This is a genomic window from Kitasatospora nipponensis (assembly GCF_039528135.1).
Lineage (GTDB): Bacteria > Actinomycetota > Actinomycetes > Streptomycetales > Streptomycetaceae > Kitasatospora > Kitasatospora nipponensis.
This window is the reverse complement of sequence record NZ_BAAALF010000075.1, coordinates 17,239-37,067: the sequence shown is the minus strand read 5'-3', so window position 1 is coordinate 37,067 and position 19,829 is coordinate 17,239. Positions and strand designations below refer to the sequence as shown.

Genomic DNA, 19,829 nt, shown 5'->3' with positions numbered 1-19,829 from the left:
GACCTCCGAGGTCGAGCGGGCCCAAATCAAGCGCGGCACCGGCTACTGACCGTCGCAGCCGGCACCCGTCCTTGTGAGTGATCGGCTGCGACGCGTGTCGGCCGATGATCCTGGCGGAAGACTGTGGATACTGCCGGAGGGCCACTGGGGTCCGGGAAGTCCAGAAGGTGGCTGACGATGGTCCTGGAGCTCATCGTGATCGGTTTGGCGATCACGCTGGAGCCGCTCCCACTCGTCGCGTTCGTGCTGTTGCTGTCCTCTGAGCGGGGAATCAGGAAGGGGCTCGCCTTCATCCTTGCCTGGCTGACGTGCTTGGTCGTGGTGGTCGCCGCTGTGCTGTTGTTGACCGGTGGTCACCCAGCGCCCAAGAACTCGGCCTCGTCGACGGCTGCAGAGGTGGTCAAGTTGGTGGTCGGCCTCGGACTGATCGCGTACGGCGAGCACAAGGGGCGCCGATTGAGGGCACCGCACGAGCGCAAGATCCCGAAGTGGCAGGCGAGGCTTGACCAGTCCAACGCTTGGTCGGCGGCCGGCATCGCGGTGCTGCTCCAGCCAGGGGGGCTGGTGGCCGCCGGTGGGGCCGCAGTGGTTCACGCGGACCTGTCCAACTCCGTCACCTGGTTCGTCCTGTTCGCCTTCTGCATCCTCGCGACCTCGAGCCAGCTGGCGATGGAGCTCTACACCGTCTTCGCCCCGACCGCCGCCGAGAAGAGGCTGGAGGGGCTACGTCGGTGGATCGTCGACCACGAGGAGCAGACGATCGTCGTGTTCTCGCTCCTGATCGGCCTCTGGTTGGTGGGCAGGAGCCTCTCGCAGCTCGTATGACCCGATGTCGACTGCTGAGCCTCGCACCGCTACGAGCCTCAGCACGTCTGCAGCTCACGGTTCAGTCGATCGCGAGCCAGAAACGGACCCGGGCCGCGTGCTCGATCTCACGCTCGCCGGGGACATCGAGGACGACCTGTCGAGTGTGCACCCGGTGAAGCGAAACGGTGCTCGGTAGTCGGGCGTGATGGGCGAGGCGTTCTCGCGGCTCATGCAGATGTCGTCCCCGACGACGCACAAGAAGCCGGGCTGGGTGACGATGTCACCCACGTCCGCCTGCTGGTCCTCGATGGTGACCGTCGCGCCCGCCGAGCGGCCCGCTGGGGCGGTGCGACCACGAGAGGCGAGGGCGTTGGGCTCGTCCGATAGTGGAAGGGGGATACCTTCGATTGGACGCTCATGGACCGCTACCCTCCGATTGCCAGCCACGGATTGGTGGGCGACCTGCAGACCGCAGCCCTGGTCTCCTCGCAGGGAGTCGTCGACTGGTTCGCAGCTCCGCGTTTCGATTCACCGAGCATCTTCGCCGCCCTGCTTGACCATGACAAGGGGGGCTACTTCCGTATCGCGCCGGACGCTCCGGATGACTCCCGCAAGCAGTTGTACTACCCGGACTCGGCCGTCCTGGTCACCCGGTTCATGTCGCCGGACGGCGTCGGCGAGGTCCTCGACTGCATGGACCCCGCGGGCTCGGAAACCGTCACCGACCGGCACACCCTCCTGCGCCTGATCCGCGCGGTTCGGGGCACGGTCCAGTTCACCCTGGAGTGCCGTCCGCGCTTCGACTACGGCCGCGCCTCTCACGACCTGGACCTCACGCACGACGGCGCGGTGTTCCGGGCGCCTGAGATCACCGCCCACCTGCAGGCCACCTTCCCCATAGAGCGAGACACCAGCGACGCTGTGGGCACCGTGACCCTCCATCAGGGCGAGACTGCAGTAGTCGTCTTCACCGTCTGCAGCCCTGTCGGGCCTCCTCCGCCTCCCGTGAAGACTGCGGAGGCGGAGGATAAGCTCTGGGAGATCGTCGACTACTGGCAGCGCTGGACACGCGGGTCCCGCTACCACGGCCGCTGGCCGAACATGGTCAACCGTTCCGCCATCACCCTCAAGCTGCTCACCTACGCACCCACCGGAGCACCGGTCGCCGCAGCGACGATGGGCCTGCCAGAACAGGTCGGCGGGGAACGCAACTGGGACTACCGCTACACCTGGGTCCGCGACGGCTCCCTGTCCATACGAGCCCTGCTCGACCTCGGATTCACCAAGGAAGCCACCACTTTCACCCACTGGCTCCGCAACCGGATCCTGGCTGAGCAGGAGCAGGGCAGCAAGGAAGCCCTCAAGATCATGTACCGGGTCGACGGAGAGCCCATCCTGACCGAGGAGATCCTCGAACACTTCGAGGGATACCGCGGCTCGTATCCGGTACGCGTCGGCAACGCAGCCGCCGACCAGCTCCAACTCGACATCTACGGCGAGGCGCTCTACGGCCTCTCCGAGGACCGGACGATCGGCATGCAGGCCGACTACCGTGGCTGGAGGGCCGTCGCCGACGGCCTGGACTGGCTGGCCGACACCTGGGACCGGCCCGACGAGGGCATCTGGGAGACCCGAGGCGGACGCCAGGACTTCACCTACAGCCGCGTGATGTGCTGGGCTGCCTTCGACCGCGGACTGGCCATGGCCGCTCAGTTCAGCAGGCCTGCCAACACCGAGCGCTGGACCAAGGCCCGGGACGCCATCCTGGTGCAGGTCATGTCGCGCGGCTGGAGCGAGACCGACAAGGCCTTCGTTCAGCACTACGGCGAGGACGCCGTCCTGGACGCCTCGCTGTTGCTGATGCCCCGGGTGGGCTTCGTGGCACCCCGCGACCCCACGTGGCTGTCCACCCTGGACGCGATGGACCGAACGCTGGTCTCGGACAGCCTCGTCTACCGCTACGACCCGGCTGCCTCCCCCGATGGCCTGCGCGGCTCCGAGGGAACCTTCAGCCTGTGCACCTTCCTCTACGTGGACGCCCTCGCCCGGGCCGGCCGGCTGCGCCAGGCCCGCTACACGTTCGAGAAGATGCACACCTACGCCAACCACGTCGGTCTGTTCGCCGAGGAGGTCGGTCCCAGCGGCGAGCAGCTGGGCAACTTCCCCCAGGCGTTCACCCACCTCTCGCTCATTACCGCCGCCACCGCCTTGGACGAGGCCCTCGACAACGTGTCCGAGTGACGTCCCTGGGAGGGGGGCCCTGGACCAGCGATCATTCGCCCGGCCGGTGTTCGGTCGGGCGAACCACCTGTGCCCACTCGACCCGTGGCGGGGGCGGGTGCGACGGGCGTGCGCGAGTTGGCGGTGGCATTCGTCCGGACGGGGAGAGCCGGTGCGCAGGGAGTGCTGGGTCACCTTGCGGCGGGCCACGAACTGTCGGAACGTGCCGGAGTTGACGGCGAAACGGTGCATGGCCAGCTGGTGGCCCCGAGCCATCGACGGCGACGGCGGTGCGGGAGGGCTTGTGGGTTCGGTGTCCGGATGCCGGTCGGCCGGACGGATTCAGTGCTGGGAGTCGGAGCCGCACGCTCGGACGGGTTATGTCGAAGCTCTGGCGGTGTGCTTGGCGAGCAGGCCCGCGAGCAGCATGACGAGCACGCCGATCCCCACGCCGCACAACGTCCACAGCACCCGGTAGCCCTCGGCGGCGTAGTCGGAGGGCTGGGGCAGGTCCACCAGGATGAGCACGCCCGCGGCGATCGCCGCAGTCTCGAGCGCGTAGTTGTAGAAGCGAATGGCCGCCCCGTGCATCAGCAGGACGAGTGCGACCACTTCGAGTCCGCGGTCGACCGCGAACAGCCTGAGTCCGTGTTCACTGGCGGGCACCAGCAGGATCAGCGCGGCCGCGACGGCGCCGATCAGCGCGCCGGCAAGTCGCTGCGCGGCTACGAGCGTGTTCTGCTCCAGGCTGGGCTTCAATGCGACCATGGTCGCGATCGGCATCCAGACACCGTGCGACAGGTTCAGTCCGAACGCCAGCGCGATGGTGCCGGCGATGGCCAGGGCGCGGATCACCGCGAACATGACCAGTGGCGGGGTCAGCTTCTTCCGCGAGGTGTCACCGGGGAGCTCCGCGACCGGCGGGGGCTGGTCCTTGCGCCCGCGGATTAGCCACGCGAAGAACGTCACCACGATCCAGAGCGCCGACCCCCCGGCCCAGGCGACCACCTGAGCCCACGTGTAGTTGGTGATGCGGGCGTGTTGGTGGAGGCCGGACGCGAGCGCGATGGTGACGATGAACCAGAGGTTGAGGAGCAGAGCGGTGACGAACCTGTGCACCCCGAAGGCGGCCGCCAGGCCGGCCACCAGCGTGACCAGGAATGTCGCAAGCACCAGCCAGCCCCAGGCGTCCGCCCCGATGGCGAACCCCAGCGCGGTCAATCCTGCGCCGATCAGCGCAAAGACGGCGATGTTCGACGCGCGATGCCCGTAGCCGCCTCCCGGGTCGGCCATCCCCGCGAACAGCAGGCCGAACAATGCGCTGAGCAGGTACTGCTGATACCCGATCGCCCAGAAGACGACCAACGGCACCAGTGCGGCATCCAGGAACATCACCGCGCGCGGCCAGTTGAGCCCTGCGGGGTTGAGCTCGAACACCTTCGACAGCCAGCTCATGACCGTCCCCCGGTGTTTGGGCTGTCCTCCTCGTCCACTCGCAGTGGTCATTGCCGCCCTCGCTCGTCGTAGTCGTCAGGCATGCCGCTCCCGGTCCCGCACAACAGGGAGATCGCCTCGCAGTGACCGGCAGGTCCTGCCGGATCATCACGAACAACATCTCAAGCGACCCGTGCACAAGCGGTCTCTCATGACGGAGCCCGATCACAGCACAGCATGACGGCCCAAGCCCTACACCCTCGGTTACGCCAAAGCGGCATGTCACACACCGTTGAAATTCCGTGGGCCACCTCAGGTGAGAAGCACCCCCCCGCATGTCAGCCGGGCTGCCGTGCGGGGGTGCGTGCTCGGGAAGTGGGAGGCTCTCCTTGAGGCCCTGAAGAGGTAGTTCGAAGAGGAGCACCAGGCCTCGTTACCGCCTGGCGCCTCGTCAACGACGCCGAGGCCCGCTACCAGGACCTCGGCGCAGACCGGCACCAAACTCACCTCAACACCGCCCGCAACACCCCGTGACCTGGTCCGACAGCTCCATGCCCTCGGCCATCACGCGTTCGTCCGTTCCGTTCCACGCAACGGACGCTGCCGCCTCCCGTCGTGAACCTTGGCCTCTTGGCAGCTGTGGGGGACGAGCCCTGCCGTGAACCTGGCGCGCGGCGCCGTCGACACCGCCGCCCTGCTGACGGAGTTGAGCCCGGACGGTTGAGTGCCGCCCTCGACGTAACGGGTCCGGTGCCGCTGCCGGTCGGGCATCCGCTGTGGCGTAAACCCTGATCAGTCCTCATGCGGCGGCAGACCTCCGCGTTCCTGCCGTGCCCACCGACCTACCCGGGCCCAGGCACAGCTCACCCTCGCGGGCGAGGAGCTCGAGATCGTGGTCGTGTCGTCCAGGTGAGCGTGATCTCCCAGGCGTGGACCACCGGCCATGCCGGCTGCGCCGTCGGACGGACGGCAGATCCCTCCGACGGCCCAACGAAGCGCGCGCCTAGGTGCGGTCGGCTGCCTCGGGTGGTGGGGTGACGAAGGCAGTCCGGCAAGGCAGTTCAGTCGGTCCAGGCGATCGGGCACACCAGGAACGGGAGACGACAGTGACCACACCGGCGGACAGCGGAGGGCAGTCGGCAGCGCTGCCGCTGCTGCGGGGGCAGAAGGCGTTGGTGACCGGGGCCAACTCCGGCATCGGCCTGGCAACCGCGATCGCACTGGGCCGCGCGGGGGCGGATGTGGTCGTCAACTACGTCTTCGGTCGGGAGGCGGCCGAGGACGTCGTCAGCAAGATCCAGAGCTTCGGCGTGAAGGCCTTTGCACACGAGGCGGACGTGTCCGACGAGAGCCAGGTCGTCGGCATGTTCTCGCGCATGTTGGAGGAGTTCGGCACCATCGACGTCCTGGTGGCCAATGCCGGCCTGCAGCGGGACGCCGCCCTGACGGACATGACCGTCGAGCAGTGGAACAAGGTCCTCGACGTGAACCTCACCGGCCAGTTCCTGTGCGCGCGGGAGGCGGCGAAGGAGTTCCTGCGCCGGGGCGTGGTCCCGGAGGTGTCCCGTTCGGCAGGGAAGATCGTCTGCATGAGCTCGGTGCACCAGATCATCCCCTGGGCCGGCCACGCGAACTACGCCGCCTCCAAGGGCGGTGTCCTGATGCTGATGCAGACCCTGGCGCAGGAGCTCGGTCCTCACGGGATCCGGGTCAACGCCGTCGCGCCGGGCGCCATCCGTACCCCGATCAACCGCAGCGCCTGGGACACGCCCGAGGCCGAACAGGAACTCCTCAGGCTGATCCCCTACCGCCGGGTCGGCGACCCGTCGGACATCGCCGACGCGGTGACCGTACTCGCGTCCGATCTGATGGACTACGTCGTCGGCACGACGATCTACGTCGACGGCGGGATGACCCTGTTCCCCGGCTTCGCCACAGGAGGCTGACCTCCGGTGGACGACCACGTCACCCCTCGCCGGGTGGTCATCATCGGCGGCGGCTTCGCCGGACTCTTCGCCGTCCGGGCACTGCGCAAGGCACCCGTCGCGGTGACACTGGTGGACCGCTGCGCGCACCACCTTTTCCAGCCCCTGCTCTACCAGTGCGCCTCCGGGATCCTGTCCAGCGGCCAGATCGCCCAGCCGCTGCGCGCGGTCCTGCGCCGCCACGAGAACCTGCAGTGCCTGCTCGCCACGGCCACGGACGTGGACGTCGCCGGTCGGGTGGTGCACGCCGTGCGACCGGACGGCAGCAGCCTCGCCCTTCCCTACGACGATCTGATCGTGGGCATCGGCATGAAGCAGTCGTACTTCGGCCATGACGAGTTCGCCGAACACGCACCGGGCATGAAGACGCTGGACGACGCTCTGGACCTGCGGCGAAGGATCTACCGAGCGTTCGAGATGGCCGAGTCTGCCGACGACCCGCAGGAACGCGCCGCCTGGCTCACCTTCGCCCTGGTCGGGGCCGGTCCGACCGGTGTCGAGCTGGCCGGGCAGATCAGGGAGATCGCCGGCCTCACCCTTGACAGGGAGTTCTCCGGCATCGACCCCAGCCAGGCGAGGGTGCTGCTCTTTGAGGGCTCGGACGCGGTCCTTGCCGCCTTCGGCCCGAAGCTGGCCCGCCGTGCCGCCAGGACACTGGGCAAACTCGGCGTCGAGATCCGTCTGGGCTCGATCGTCACCGAGGTGGACGATTCGGGGCTGACGGTCCGCCGGCACGACGGCGGCACCGAACGCTTCGAGGCACGCACGGTGCTGTGGACCGCGGGGGTCGAGGCCCCCCCGTTCGCCACCACGCTCGCCCGGGCGGCCGGAGCGGAGCAGGACCGCGCGGGGCGCATCATGGTCGAACCGGATCTCACTGTCGCAGGCCATCCGGAGATCCGGGTCGCGGGCGATCTCATGAGCCTGAACAAGCTGCCAGGCCTGGCCGAGGTCGCGATGCAGAGCGGCGCCTACGCGGGCCGCCGGATCCGGCACGACCTCGAGGGCCGGACGCGCACGGCGCGCCCGTTCCGCTACCTGGACCTGGGAAGCGCGGCCTACATCTGCCGTGGACGGGCCGTCGTCAAGATGGGCCGGTTCGAGGCGTCCGGGCTGCCGGGCTGGCTGATCTGGCTGTGCATCCACATCGTCTTCCTCACCGGCTTCCGCAGCCGGCTCGGGGCGCTGGCCAGCTGGGCGGTGGTCTTCGCCTCCGGCTCCCGGCGCGAACGCGCCTTCACCTCACCCCGACCGCAGGATGACGCGGCGGACGCGGCGTCCCTGTCCGGCACGCCGGCCGATCCCAAGGCCGAGCGGCACGATCCATCGAGGCCTGCATGAACTCTCTCACGGCGCTGCTGGCCAGCGGCCCCGAGCAGTTGGCGCCCGCCCGCCAGATGATGGCCTTCACCCTGGGCTGCCACATCCTCCTGGTGCCCTTCGGCGTGGCACTGCCGTTCATCACCCTGATCATGCACCACCGGGCGCTGCGGAAGAACGATCCGGTCGCGCTGCTGCTCGCCCGCCGCTGGTCGGCCGTGATGGCCGTCCAGTTCGCCGTCGGCATCGTGACCGGCACCGTCCTGTCGTTGGAGTTCGGCCTGCTCTGGCCCGGGATGATGGGCCTCTGGGGAGACGTGTTCGGCCTCGGCTTCGGGGTCGAAGCGTGGGCCTTCTTCCTGGAGGCGGTGCTCATCGCGATCTACCTCTACGGCTGGCGCCGCCTCAAGCCGTGGACACACTTCTGGCTCGCCGTTCCGCTGCCGTTCACCGCCCTGATGGGTGCCTTCGGCATCATCGGTGCCAACTCCTGGATGAACACCCCCCAGGGTTTCACTCTGGACGCCAACGGCAGGCCGACGGACGTCAGCGTCCAGCAGGCCGTGTTCACCCCGATGTTCGGCCCCGAGTACTGGCACTTCGTCGTCGCCATGTTCCTGACCGCAGGCTATGTCGTGGCCGGCGTCTACGCGATGGGCTGGCTACGGGGACGACGCGACCGCTACCACAAGCTCGGCTTCTGCGTACCCTTCACCGTCGCCGCCATCCTCACCCCGCTGCAGTTCTTCCTCGGCGACAACATCGCGCGGCAGGTCTACCACAAGCAGCCCGTGAAGTTCGCCGCGGCCGAGATCGTCTGGAACACCGATACACATGTCCCGGAGTACCTGTTCGGCCGGTTGCAGTCCGACGGAAGCGTCAAAGGCGGCCTGAAGATCCCGAACCTGGACTCCTTCCTCGCCGGGTTCAGCGCGAAGACACAGGTCACGGGCCTCACCTCGGTTCCGGCCGCCGACCGGCCCACCCCGGCGGAAGCCACCCTGGTGCACTGGACCTTCGACATCATGGCGACCATCGGCAGCGTGCTCATCCTGCTCGCCCTGTGGTACGCCCTGTACTGGTGGCGGCGCCGGGACCTGCCCAAGACGCCGTGGTTCTTCCGCTGCGCCGCACTGGCCGGCGTGGCCAGCGTGATCACCGTGGAATGCGGATGGATCACCACCGAGGTGGGCCGGCAGCCCTGGATCGTCTACCAGTACATGCGGGTCTCCGACGCGGTGACACCCACCGAGGCCGGCTCGCTCTGGACCATGTTCGCCATCATCGTCGTGGTCTACGTCCTCGTGTTCGGCGCATTCGTGGGAGTGGTTCGGATGATGAGCCGGCGCTGGCGCCGCTCCGACCTGGGCCTGGCCCGCCGGCCGGACGAGGGCCCGGAGTCGGACACCCCCTACGGACCCCGGCCGGAGCCGGTGGCCGTCGCCTCGGCCTCCACAGGGCTGCCACCCGAGGACGGGACCCGACCCGCGGAAGGAGGCACGGAGTGACCGCGGGTGTCGTGGCGTGGATCCTGCTCGTGGCGGTCGCCGCCTACGCCTGCGGCGGAGGCGTGGACTACGGTGCGGGCTTCTGGGACCTGGTCGCCGGCGGAACCCATCGGGGCGAGCGTCCGCGCTGGCTGATCGACCACGCCATGGAACCGGTCTGGGAGGTCAACAACGTCTGGCTGATCTTCGTGTTCATCCTCATGTGGACCGGATTCCCGATCTTCTTCGAGGCCGTCTTTACCGCGATGTGGCTGCCGCTGGCTCTGGCGGCCGTCGGCCTGGTGCTGCGCGGCGCGGGTTTCGCTCTGCGCAAGCCCACAACCCGGTTGGCCCGGCGCCGGATCTACGGTGCCATCTTCGCGGTCTCCTCGTTGCTGACGCCCTTCTTCCTGGGAGCCGCAGTCGGCGGTGTGGCATCTGGTCGGGCCGCTCCGGGCGTCACGGCCTCGGCCGATGTGTGGGCCAACACGACCTCCATCATCGCCGGCCTGCTCGCGGTCGCGGCCACCGCCTTCCTGGGAGCGGTGTTCCTCACCGCCGACGCCCGCCGCTTCGACGCCCCGGACCTGGCGAAGTACTTCCGGCTGCGCTCCTGGTGCGCCCTGGTCGTCGTGGCCGTCCTGGCCCTGATCGGCCTCGCCACCACCCACAAGCACAGCTCGTACGTGTACCACGGGCTTACCCACGGACTCGGACTCCTCCTGGTCCTCCTCTCGCTGGTGGCCGCCCTGGCCACCGCGTGGCTGGTCGTCGGTCGGGCGGGCTGGGCCCGGTTCACCTCCGTCGCCGCCGTGGCCCTGACCATCGGCGCCTGGGGCACCGCGCAGCGCCCCTACCTGGTGCCGACCTCCCTCACCGTCCAGCAGGCTGCCGGCGCGACCAGACCGCTGCAGTGGCTGATCCTGGTCACCGTGATCGCGATCGTGCTGGTCGGCCCGGCGCTGTTCCTCCTCTACCGCCTCGACACGCGCGGTCTGCTGGAGGCGCAGACGGACGCGGACGTCGAAGGCCCCGGTGCCGCGGAGGGAACGTCTTCCTGACCCGGAGGCCTACGAGCAACGGAGTATGACCGATCGTCAGAAGCTCAACCGGTCCGGAGGCGTGATGACGCAAAATCAGATTCTGGCCGGCCTGGGACTCATCGTCGTGCTTGCGGTCGGCTCCCAGCTGCTGGCGAGCCGGCTACGCATCCCCGCGCTCATCGTCCTGCTGCCGGTCGGATTCGCCGCCGGCGCGCTGACCGACGACGTGAACCCCAACCGGTTGCTGGGCGCAGCCTTCTCGCCGATGGTGTCGCTGGCCGTGGCGGTCATCCTCTACGACGCCGGACTCGGACTGGACCTGCAGAGGCTCCAGGGACACATGCGTCGCGTCGTGATCCGGCTCATCTGGCTCAGCACGCTCATCACCTGGGCGTCCGCCGCCGCCCTTGCGGCCCCGCTCCTCGGCATCTCGAACGGTTCGGCGGTGATGCTGGGAGCGATCCTCGTCGTCTCGGGACCGACGGTGGTCGGGCCCCTGCTCAACTTCGTGCGTCCGAGCGAGAGGCTGCAGCGCATCCTGGTCTGGGAGGGGTCGCTGATCGATCCGATCGGCGGCATCCTCGGTGCACTTGTCTTCCACGGCGTCGTCTCCAGTACCCACCAGGGCCTGGGCGCCCAGGTGGCGCACTTCGCGGCCAGTGCGGCGGTCGGCCTGCTCGGGGGTGCGGTGGGAGCTGCCCTCCTGTGGATGCTCCTACGTCGCCTGCGGCTCGAGGAGGTCCTCGGGACCACGGTGCAACTCGCCGCGGCGGTCGGCGTGGCGGCGGCCTGCGACGCCATCCGCGACGACACCGGGCTGATCGCCGCGGTCGTGATGGGGATGGTGGTGGCCAACCTTCCCGGCCTCGACCTGCCGGTGCGGCGACCGTTCTTCGAGACCCTGGTGTCGCTGATCATCGGGCTGCTGTTCATCTCCATCTCGGCCACCGTCACCCCCGCGTCGCTGAAACACCTGCTCCTGCCCACACTCGGCCTCGTCGCTGCCCTGGTCCTCGCGGTCAGGCCCCTCGTCGCCGCCCTCGCCACCGCTCGGACCGATGTTCCGCGTGGCGAGCGGGCGTTCATCGGCTGGATGGCACCACGGGGCATCGTCGCCGCGGCCACCGCCTCGACGTTCTCGGCCACGCTGGTCGGCAAGGGTGTCGGTGGTGCCGAGAAGATCCTCCCCGTCACCTTCCTCGTGATCGTGGCCACCGTCACTCTGTACGGTCTGACGGCCCTTCCCGTGGCCCGGCGTCTGGAGGTGCTGCGACCGTCCCGCTCCCGCCCCCTGCTCGTCGGCGGCGCGCAGTGGGTGGTCGATCTGGGGCTGGCCATGCGCTCGGCCGGTCTCGACGTACTGCTGTGGGCCGGAGAGGACCGACAACGCGAACAGATCAGCGAGGCCGGGCTCGAACTGGCACCGGGGGAGCTCTTCGCGGCGGCCACCGGCGAGGGCGCGGAACTGGAGGGGATCACCACGGTCCTGCTGCTCACCGAGGAGGACGACTTCAACGCGCTGGCCGCGGTGAACCTGCGGGGCATCGTCGAGGAGCCGGTCCAGCGCCTCGGGCCCCCCACCCGCAGTCACGGCGTGGTCGCGCCGTTCACCGGCGGGGAACCGCTCTTCGGCCCCGCGCTCCCCGGACCCGAGCTGGCCCGCCGGTACGAGGCCGGTGCCCAGATCGTCACGTACCGGGTCGACGGCGGCGTTCCCGCCGGGCACGACGTGTTGTTCTTCGTGCGCCCCGACGGGAAGCTCACCGCGGTCACCGAGAGCCACCCGGTGACGCCCGAGGCCGGCGACGTCGTCATCCTGCTCGGTCCTGCCGCGCCCCCACCCGGGTAGGCGGCGGGCGCGGAGCTGGAGGCACGGCAGGGTCGTCGTCAGCGCAAGCGCTCGGTGATGTGGTCACCGACCCGCAGCGCGTTGGCGATTGCGGTCAGCGACGGGTTGACCGCGCCGATACTCGGGAAGAAGCTCGTGTCCACGACGTAGAGGTTGTCGAGGTCGTGGGCCTTGCAGTTGACGTCGAGGGCAGAACTGCTGGGGTCGCTGCCGAACCGGACGGTGCCCGCCTGGTGGGCGGTGGCGCCGATCGGCATCCCCTTGTGCAGGTAGAGGCTGTGCGGCATGAGGTGATGAGGATGCATCCCCAGATGCCCCAGCATGCTCTGCAGCTTGCGCTGCAGGTGCTTGAGCGCCTCCATGTTGTTCTTCTCGTCCAGGGCCAGGTGGACGTTCCCCTCGCCGTCCAGGGTGACCCTGTTGTCCGGCTGGGGCAGGTCCTCTCCGCACAGCCAGAAGTCCACCGCGTGGTGAGCCAGCACCTCGAAGGGCATGTCGGGTGAGACCTTGCCGGCCCAGCGGGGCGCCTCGCCGCGGATCTGGTCGGCGTCGGACTTGCCCAGCATCTGGATGCCGCCGAGCGGGTAGTCCCAGTCGTCGGCTCCGAGGTACCAGTCGTTGAGTGCGAGGGTCTTCTGGAACTGGGTGTCGTTCGGCTCCTTCGAGACCGCCATCAGGGCGAGGTTGTTGTGCCGCATGTAGTGGCGGCCAACCACGTCCGAGCTGTTGGCCAGCCCGCGGGGGTGCCGGTCGTTGGCCGACCGCAGGAGCAGCGCGGCGGAGTTCACCGCCCCGCAGGCGACCACCACGATGTCGGCGCTGAAGCCCGCGGTGGACCCGTCGTCGAGCTCGGCGACCACCTGCGTGACCACGCGTCCGGTCGCGTCGGTTTCCAGGCGCCGAACGTTGGCGCCGGTGACCATACGGACGTTGTCGTGCTCCAGAGCAGGTTCGACGCAGATGACCTGCGAGTCGGCCTTGCCGCGAACCAGGCAGGGGAAGCCGTCCACGCGGTTGCAGCGGATGCAGACACTCTCGTGAGTGGCGCGGCCGTTTTGGTCCTGGGTGAGGTTGACCCCGATGGGCAGGTGGAAGGGGTGCAGTCCCTGCTTCTCCAGATCGTCGCTGAGCTGCTGGATCCGCGGTTCGTGCTGGACCGGCGGATAGGCGTACTGCGCGCTGACCGAACCCTCACTGGGATCCTCGCCGTGCCGGCCGTGCACCAGGTAGAGGTGCTCGGCCTGGGTGTAGTAGGGCTCGAGATCCTGGTAACCGATGGGCCAGGCGGGGGAGATGCCGCCGTGGTGCCGCAGTTCGCCGAAGTCCTCAGGGCGCAGGCGGAACAGGGCGGCGCCGTAGAACTTGGTGTTCCCGCCGACGTAGTAGTTGACCTCGGGCTGGAACTCGTGGCCGTGCTTGTCGTACCAGGATTCCGGCGCGAGGTACTTGCCTTTGACGAAGACAGCCGTGGAATCCCAGTTGTCCCGTTCACGCGGCAGGTAGTCGCCGCGTTCCAGGATCAGGATCCGCTTGCCGGAGCCGGCGAGCCGGTGGGCGATGGTGCCTCCGCCTGCACCCGTTCCGATGACGATGACGTCGTAGTGCTGATCGTCGGCCACGCTGGCCTCCGTCCTCGAGTCGTCGGCCTCGCTCCAGCGCGGCCGAAATAGGTCAAAACGCAAGCTATCGGCTGTTATCACCACGGGCGAACGGAGCGTCGAGGCGGCGCGGACCGTTCACCCGTTCGCCCGGATGCTCACAGAATCGCGATCGGATTGACCGGGGAGCCGGTGGCCGCGGGCAGTCGCAGCGGCGCGACGACGCACAGGAACGACCAGCGGTCCTCCTCTTCGCAGACCGGTACCAGGTCCTCGAACTGGAGGTAGTCGAGAAGGTGGATGCCGAGGGCGTGGATCCCGAGGACGTGCACGGGGAAGGCGACGCCGTCCGTCGAGCTGGGTGCGGTGTCGTTGTTGCTGTCACTTCCGAGCACAGCCACGCGGCGCTCCGCCAGGAAATTCATCGCGGTGGGGTGGAGTCCTGCGCGGGTGGCTGCGGCCTCCCAGGGCCCGGTTTCGATACGGCGGCGGCGGTGGCCCACCCGGACGAAGAGCAGGTCGCCCTCGCCGACCCGGACCTGCTGGGCCGACTCGGCGGCAACGAGGTCGTCGTACGTCACGTGGTCACCGGGCTCGAGCCACGGCACGCCCCGCAGTCGTGGGATGTCGAGCAGTACGCCGCGCCCGACGATCCCCTCGCTCGCGATCTCAACGGACAGGACGGTGGCTCCGGCAGGCGTCACGGTGGCTGCGGGGACGCCGCCGTAGAGGGTGCCGTCGTAGACCACATGGCAGAGCGCGTCCAGGTGGCTGTCGGCATCCCCGTGCACGTTCATGCCGAAGTGGTCCGTCGCGAAGTGCAGCCCGTGGGACGCTGCCTGGTCCTCAGGCGGGCTGGTGAGCCGGTGACCGGCCGGCTGCGGATTGTCCGGGCCGGGTTCGGTCTCCACCGGCGCAGCCAGGGATACCGTCCGACCGGAACGGACCTCGGCGGCCGCCGCCCTGATCCGCTCCGGCGTGATGGCGTCCAGGGCGCCGCGGGCACCGCCCCAGGCTCCCTCCCGCAGCCGCTCGTACAGTGCCTGGAAGTCGTCCTGGCTCATTGGCCCTGGAGTTGAGGGCCCTGCCTGCGGGTGAGTGTTCATGGACTGGTCCGTTTCCCGTCAGTCATCGGTCGTGCCACCGCCACGATCCAATATCGGACAGACGCGGGGCTTTTTCCGCCTGGCCTGCCGGCGGAGCTTGGATTGCCGAATTCCGCAGCCGCGGTGTTACTGGAGGGGACCACAGGGCGCGGAGGGCGCGACAGGGAACACGGAGGTTCCGCATGGACATGATCCACGTCCGCTTGGTCAGCCCCGTGGATCTCACCGAGCGGGCGCTCGAGATCCTCGGTGGCGACTCGAGCGTGCTCAACCTCGTCGTCCACCCAGGGGCCGCGCGTCACCCGGACGGCGACGAGGTCGCGTGCGACGTGCTGTTGGGCGGGGCGAACGAGATCCTCCACCGGCTGCGTGACCTGCGCCTGGACCGGCGCGGTTCGATCGTCATCGAGCCGGTGGACATGGCCTTCTCCGGTCTGGCCGACGAGGTCAGAGCCAGCCGGCTCGGCGCCCTCGGCAACGCTCCGATGTGGGAACAGGCCGAGGCCCGCATCCGCGCGCAGGGGACGTACACGCCGCCCTTCTACCTCTACCTGGTCGTCGCGGGCCTGCTCGGAGCCGTCGGGATCGTCACCAACTCCCAGATCCTCATCGTCGCCGCGATGGTCGTCGGGCCCGAGTACGGGGCCATCGTGAGCGTCGCGCTCGGCATCGACCAGCGCTCGCGGCCGAGGATCCGCCAGGGGCTGCTCGCGCTCCTCGTCGGCTTCGTACTGGCCATCGTCGCCACGTTCCTCTTCAGCCTGCTGATCCGTGGATTCGGGTTCCAGTCCAAGGCGTTCACCCTGGGACTGCGACCGGTCTCCCACCTGATCGACTCACCCGACTTCTTCTCGTTCGCTGTCGCGGCTCTGGCCGGAATCGTGGGCATCGTCTCGCTGACGGAAGCCAGGACGAGCGCGCTGCTCGGAGTCTTCATCTCCGTCACCACCATCCCGGCGGCTGCGGACTTCAGTGTCTCCCTTGCCTTCGGCAGTTGGAGCGAGGCCCGAGGTTCACTGATCCAACTGCTCGTCAACATCGCCGTGCTGATCGCGGTCGGCACACTCATGCTCAAGGCTCAACGGGCGATCTGGCGACGGGTGGGCCGACACCGACATGGCGCGGACCTGCCCGTCAACGGGGCGGCTTGACGGGCCGGGTCGGCGCTCCGCGGCCGCCTCAGAGCGCGGACGGATCGGACAGCCACATGGTCACCCACGAGGCCGCGGCAGGATGCGGGCGCGGGCGGCCGGCCGTCGGGGCCCGCAGCAGCGACTGTGCACGGCACGGTCAGCCGCTGCCGCGTGGCCCGGACCCTGTGCACCGTGATCGCCGTGCCGTCTGGTGCGCCCGCCGTGGGTGCGGAGCGTGCGACCGGCGACGCGCCGAGGCTGATCGCGGCGTAGCGCCCGCCCGATCCCGGGGATCGGGCGAACCGTGGCCGGCGCTGGGCCTGACCTCGGTGCCCGAGGCCGGACCGGCGCCACCGGTTGGCAGCGAGCATGGAACGCAGCGGTGCTGACGGTTCGTCATGGGATGATCCAGGCGGGGCGGCAACGAGCCGTCCGGTGAGGAGACACCGTGTCCGAGACCACGCCCAACGCCAAGGGCCCCGCCAAGGTGCAGATGTCACCCGAGCAGATGGCAGGCCTCGGATCGCCTCCGTCCCCCCAGGCAACGGCGCCCGAACCGACGCTGATCCCGGCGGACCAGGTCAAGCCCGAGGACGTAGCGACCCTGTCGATCGAGTACCGGGACGGTCGGCCCGTGGTCGTCGTCAGCGGTGGGAAGTACGTCCCGTCCGAGCTCCCCGTCGTGAACGGTTCCGGCACGGCAGGCGCGGCCCGATTCGCCTGGACGAACGGCGTGGCACACCTCCACACGCCCGACCTGGTGTCCGCCCCGGGTGGGTCACCCCGGCCGCCGGACCTTGGCTCCGACGTGCTGCTTGTCCTGTTCGACGAGGTTCCCGACCAGATCACCCTCCGGGAGCCCGGGGAGGGGATTCACTTCGGGCTCGGCTGAGCTGCGTTCCCTCCCCGACGGCGTCGGTGGCTCGGGACCCGTTCCCCGTGGACGGGGCCCGAGCCACGGATGCCGTCGGGGATGCCTGGCAACCGGTGACCGCCGGGTCAGGAGTGGTGCACTGCAGCGGAGTCGAGCCGCTCGGTCCCCACACGGAAGCCGTACGGCGCCGCGCCGGGATCAGGCAGCGGTCCCGATCTCCAGCGCCGGGGGTACCGGGTCGGGTGACAGGGCGACTTCGAGGTCGTCCAGGGCCTTCAGGAGCAGCCGCAGCGCTGCCGCGACGACCCGGGGCCGTTCGCCCCGGAGCCCGCTCAGCTGCCCCTCCCACGCCTGCTGCTCGGCCCTGAGCCGGCTGAAGTCGACCGGCGTCCCGAGCCGCACCGCGGTGGCCGCCGTGCTGGTCGCGTCCAGCAGTGCCGCCGCGAACTCCTCCGCGCCCGCCAGCGGCGGGGCCTGGGGCGCCGGCAGGTGGGCCTCCAGCAGCAGGGCCGCCCGGCTGAGCAGTCCGACCGCCGCCCGCGCCCGGGCCGACTGCTCGCCCGACAGGGACCGCAGCGACTCGGGCGCCGGCTCGGCCTCGGCCTGCTGCATCGCCCGCAGGAACTCCGCCCGGGTCTGCCGGGAGTCGAGCAGCGCGGTGCGTACCTCCCGGCTGCTGTGCCCGGCGGGATCGCCGTGGAGGGTGAGCACGGCGGTGGCGTAGCGTCCGGTGGCGGCGATCCAGTCGGCCAGCCGATCGCCGAGCCGGGGCGACTCTGAGCTCGGGAAGAGCGCGTAGACGAGCAGCGCCACCGTGCCTCCGACGAGGGTCAGGCCGACCCGTTCCACCGCGGTCGTGAACGGGTTCCCCGGTTGCAGCCCGAGCAGCGGGACCACGTACGAGGAGACGCAGGCCGTCATCAGCGCGAACCCGGTCCGATTGGTCAGGTAGGCGCCGCAGATGCACGCCACCGCGAGCATGGCCGACAACCACTCGCCGGGGTGCAGCAGTTGCACCAGCACGGTGGTGACCAGCACGCCGGCCGAGGTCCCGGCGAGGCGGGCGACGCCGCGGCTGAGGTCTGGGCGAAGTCGGGCCGGATCACCATGGCGGCGGTCAGCGGGGCCCAGTAGCCGTGGTGGAAGCCGGCGAGCCGGGCGGCCAGATCGGCGATCGTCACCACCGCCGCCAGGCGCACGGCGTGCCGCAGGACCGTCGAGTCGGGCCGGATCTGGTGCCGCATCATCCGGGCCGCCACGGGCGCCAGGCCCAGCAGCGAGGGGCGGGGCAGTGCGCCCGAGGGTGCCGCCGCGTGCGCGCCCAGGCCCTCGGGGTGGCCGTGGTCGATGGTGTCGACCGCCCGGGCCAGCAGGGTGGTCAACCGGCCGGCCACCAGCCCGGCCGGCCCGTGCGGCAGCGCGTCCTCGGCGGGCGGGGCGAGCAGCAGCGGCGGCGCGGACGGGGGAACGCGGAGCGGGGCGCCGAGCCGGATCGCCTGCGCCAGCTCGGCCACCAGTTCCGCCGTGGCGGTGCGCAACTTCCGGGCCCGGTCGCCGTCGGGTCCCTCGGTCGGCGCTCCGATGCGCGGGTCGACGATCGCGGTCGGCGCGAGCCGCATCTCCTCGGCCAGGCCGCGCAGTCCGTGCAACTCCGGCGGCCGGTGGCGGTCCTGCCAGGGGGTGAGCTCGGAGGCGTGCCGGGCCTGCATCAGCGGCTCCGGGTCGACGGGCGTGGTCGGGTCCTCGCACAGTTGCCGTGCGTGGTCGGCGAGCGAGGCGTACGCGTCGGCGAGCGCGTCACGCTGCGCCCGCCGGCCGTCGATGGGCCACAGGGCGATCAGTAGCGCCTGGACCGCGCCGCCGGCCGCGCAGAGCCCGGCGTGGCCGAGCGCGGTGGGCACGCTGACGGGCAGTTCGACGACCACCAGCATCACCGAGACGGTGGTGGCGGCCACCACGCCGCTGGTCGTCCCGACCGCCCAGGCGAGCCCGGCCGGCAGGGCGCAGGCGGCGAGCAGCACAGGGAAGAGCCCGGGGACGGAGCCGGCCAGGTAACCGAGGAAGGTGCTGACGCCCAGGTCGGTGCCGGCCGCCAGAGCCAGCGAGGGGCGCCGGCGGAAACTGCGCTGGAAGGTGGCGGTCCCGGCGATGAAGGCGCCCATCGCCGCGGAGGTGGCGAGCCGGGGACCGCCGAGCGCCAGGGCGGGGAAGAGCTCACCAGCGCCACGGCCGCTGCGCCGCGTATCGCGCGTCGCGGATCGGTGAGCCTCCGGTCCAGATGGAGACCCTGACGGGCGGCGGAGCGGAGGGCGGCGGACCAGAGCATGGCGGTCAGTCCAAGGGGACCGTGATCGTCCGATGGTGGGCCGAGTTCGCGCGACCTCCGGGCAGGCACAGGGGGAGGGCGCCTGCCCGGAGGGGTCTGGGGGTGGGTCCGCGTCGCTCAGCGGGAGGGGGCCCGGCCCGGGCGCGGGGCGGCGGCGGCGGGGGCCCACGGGCGGGGTTCGGTGGTCGGCGCACGCCGCTCGCGGGGCGTGGCCGCAGGGGTGGTGCGGTCCGGGGTGCGGCGCGCGGTCAGCGGGCGGGGCGCGGGGGCGACGAGTGCGGGGTCGACGGTGAGCCGGTCGATGCCCAGCGGCTCGGCAAGGGCGCGCAGGGCCGGTTCGGCGAGGGCGATCCAGGGCTGCGCGGGGCCCAGTGCGGTGACGAGCCGCCGTTCGGTGGTGAAGGCGACCGCGGTGCGGGCGCCGAGCGGCGTGCGGAAGAAGCGGGGGGTGTGGCCCAGGGGTCCCGGCCGGACGGGGACGAGCAGGCGTCCGGCGGGGGCGGGTTCGTAGGGCTCCGGGTCGTTGGGGGTGTGGCGCTGGTCCATGGGGTTCCTCCGCGAGGTGGCGGCCGGTGCGTGCTCCGCCGCGGTCGGGTCGGGATGCGGCGGGGTACGCAGTGAAGCTATGCCCGGGGCGGCGGTCGTGC

At 70.3% G+C, this 19,829-nt stretch carries 15 protein-coding genes; 9 read left to right on the top strand and 6 right to left on the bottom strand.

Going from position 1 to position 19,829, the window contains the following annotated elements; genetic code table 11:
- The first annotated feature begins 177 nt into the window (after positions 1 to 177).
- Positions 178 to 825, top strand: coding sequence for a GAP family protein (locus ABD323_RS21065; protein WP_344443354.1), 648 nt, complete (start codon positions 178 to 180; stop codon positions 823 to 825).
- A gap of 399 nt (positions 826 to 1,224) precedes the next feature.
- The gene (locus ABD323_RS21060) at positions 1,225 to 3,048 is read left to right on the top strand and encodes a glycoside hydrolase family 15 protein (protein WP_344443353.1); all 1,824 of its coding nucleotides are present in this window, start codon (positions 1,225 to 1,227) and stop codon (positions 3,046 to 3,048) included.
- 357 nt (positions 3,049 to 3,405) lie between these two features.
- Here the strand turns inward: ABD323_RS21060 and ABD323_RS21055 are convergent, their stop codons facing one another.
- The gene (locus tag ABD323_RS21055; protein ID WP_344443352.1) at positions 3,406 to 4,482 is read right to left on the bottom strand and encodes an FUSC family protein; all 1,077 of its coding nucleotides are present in this window, start codon (positions 4,480 to 4,482) and stop codon (positions 3,406 to 3,408) included.
- A 1,130-nt stretch (positions 4,483 to 5,612) separates the two neighbouring features.
- On the opposite strand from ABD323_RS21055, the gene ABD323_RS21045 reads away from it, so the two are divergent.
- The 5 genes from ABD323_RS21045 to ABD323_RS21025 all read left to right on the top strand — a co-directional run bounded on the left by ABD323_RS21045 (position 5,613) and on the right by ABD323_RS21025 (position 12,145).
- Positions 5,613 to 6,407 carry an SDR family oxidoreductase gene (locus ABD323_RS21045; RefSeq protein WP_344443356.1) on the top strand — a complete coding sequence of 265 codons (795 nt, stop codon included), beginning with the start codon at positions 5,613 to 5,615 and terminating at the stop codon, positions 6,405 to 6,407.
- A gap of 6 nt (positions 6,408 to 6,413) precedes the next feature.
- Entirely contained in the window at positions 6,414 to 7,787 is a 1,374-nt protein-coding gene (locus ABD323_RS21040) for an NAD(P)/FAD-dependent oxidoreductase (protein ID WP_344443351.1), read from the top strand.
- Positions 7,784 to 9,274: a cytochrome ubiquinol oxidase subunit I gene (locus ABD323_RS21035; protein WP_344443349.1), complete on the top strand. Its 1,491-nt coding sequence runs from the start codon at positions 7,784 to 7,786 to the stop codon at positions 9,272 to 9,274. The genes ABD323_RS21040 and ABD323_RS21035 overlap by 4 nt, the downstream gene beginning before the upstream one ends.
- Complete coding sequence (locus ABD323_RS21030) at positions 9,271 to 10,314, top strand: cytochrome d ubiquinol oxidase subunit II (RefSeq protein WP_344443347.1); 1,044 nt, start codon at positions 9,271 to 9,273, stop codon at positions 10,312 to 10,314. The genes ABD323_RS21035 and ABD323_RS21030 overlap by 4 nt, the downstream gene beginning before the upstream one ends.
- A gap of 64 nt (positions 10,315 to 10,378) precedes the next feature.
- A complete protein-coding gene (locus ABD323_RS21025; RefSeq protein ID WP_344443355.1) occupies positions 10,379 to 12,145 on the top strand; it encodes a cation:proton antiporter in 1,767 nt (588 codons plus the stop codon).
- Between the two features lie 38 nt (positions 12,146 to 12,183).
- Here ABD323_RS21025 and ABD323_RS21020 read toward each other — a convergent pair whose 3' ends face one another.
- Entirely contained in the window at positions 12,184 to 13,764 is a 1,581-nt protein-coding gene (locus ABD323_RS21020) for a GMC oxidoreductase (RefSeq protein ID WP_344443346.1), read from the bottom strand.
- A 137-nt stretch (positions 13,765 to 13,901) separates the two neighbouring features.
- Complete coding sequence (locus ABD323_RS21015) at positions 13,902 to 14,807, bottom strand: cyclase family protein (protein WP_344443345.1); 906 nt, start codon at positions 14,805 to 14,807, stop codon at positions 13,902 to 13,904.
- 224 nt (positions 14,808 to 15,031) lie between these two features.
- On the opposite strand from ABD323_RS21015, the gene ABD323_RS21010 reads away from it, so the two are divergent.
- Both ABD323_RS21010 and ABD323_RS21005 read left to right on the top strand, forming a co-directional pair.
- Positions 15,032 to 16,000 (top strand): DUF389 domain-containing protein, encoded by a 969-nt coding sequence (locus tag ABD323_RS21010; protein ID WP_344443344.1) that lies wholly within the window; start codon positions 15,032 to 15,034, stop codon positions 15,998 to 16,000.
- 430 nt (positions 16,001 to 16,430) lie between these two features.
- The gene (locus ABD323_RS21005; protein ID WP_344443343.1) at positions 16,431 to 16,874 is read left to right on the top strand and encodes a hypothetical protein; all 444 of its coding nucleotides are present in this window, start codon (positions 16,431 to 16,433) and stop codon (positions 16,872 to 16,874) included.
- 180 nt (positions 16,875 to 17,054) lie between these two features.
- On the opposite strand, the gene ABD323_RS21000 is transcribed toward ABD323_RS21005, so the two are convergent.
- From ABD323_RS21000 to ABD323_RS20990, 3 genes are all read right to left on the bottom strand, one after another.
- Complete coding sequence (locus tag ABD323_RS21000) at positions 17,055 to 17,894, bottom strand: FUSC family protein (protein WP_344443342.1); 840 nt, start codon at positions 17,892 to 17,894, stop codon at positions 17,055 to 17,057.
- Positions 17,801 to 19,018: an aromatic acid exporter family protein gene (locus tag ABD323_RS20995; protein WP_344443340.1), complete on the bottom strand. Its 1,218-nt coding sequence runs from the start codon at positions 19,016 to 19,018 to the stop codon at positions 17,801 to 17,803. The genes ABD323_RS21000 and ABD323_RS20995 overlap by 94 nt, the downstream gene beginning before the upstream one ends.
- Positions 19,019 to 19,299: 281 nt before the next feature.
- On the bottom strand, positions 19,300 to 19,728 hold the full coding sequence (locus ABD323_RS20990; RefSeq protein ID WP_344443339.1) for an SAV_915 family protein: 429 nt from the start codon (positions 19,726 to 19,728) through the stop codon (positions 19,300 to 19,302).
- Positions 19,729 to 19,829 lie beyond the last annotated feature (101 nt).

What these genes read in the sequence shown, in the direction of transcription:
- ABD323_RS21060 (WP_344443353.1), top strand. Translation starts at nt 1,225, where the DNA reads ATGGACCGCTACCCTCCGATTGCCAGCCACGGATTGGTGGGCGACCTG.
- ABD323_RS20990 (WP_344443339.1), bottom strand. Translation starts at nt 19,728, where the DNA reads ATGGACCAGCGCCACACCCCCAACGACCCGGAGCCCTACGAACCCGCC.
- ABD323_RS21025 (WP_344443355.1), top strand. Translation starts at nt 10,379, where the DNA reads ATGACGCAAAATCAGATTCTGGCCGGCCTGGGACTCATCGTCGTGCTT.
- ABD323_RS21055 (WP_344443352.1), bottom strand. Translation starts at nt 4,482, where the DNA reads ATGAGCTGGCTGTCGAAGGTGTTCGAGCTCAACCCCGCAGGGCTCAAC.
- ABD323_RS21010 (WP_344443344.1), top strand. Translation starts at nt 15,032, where the DNA reads ATGGACATGATCCACGTCCGCTTGGTCAGCCCCGTGGATCTCACCGAG.
- ABD323_RS21065 (WP_344443354.1), top strand. Translation starts at nt 178, where the DNA reads ATGGTCCTGGAGCTCATCGTGATCGGTTTGGCGATCACGCTGGAGCCG.
- ABD323_RS21015 (WP_344443345.1), bottom strand. Translation starts at nt 14,807, where the DNA reads ATGAGCCAGGACGACTTCCAGGCACTGTACGAGCGGCTGCGGGAGGGA.
- ABD323_RS20995 (WP_344443340.1), bottom strand. Translation starts at nt 19,018, where the DNA reads ATGGGCGCCTTCATCGCCGGGACCGCCACCTTCCAGCGCAGTTTCCGC.
- ABD323_RS21035 (WP_344443349.1), top strand. Translation starts at nt 7,784, where the DNA reads ATGAACTCTCTCACGGCGCTGCTGGCCAGCGGCCCCGAGCAGTTGGCG.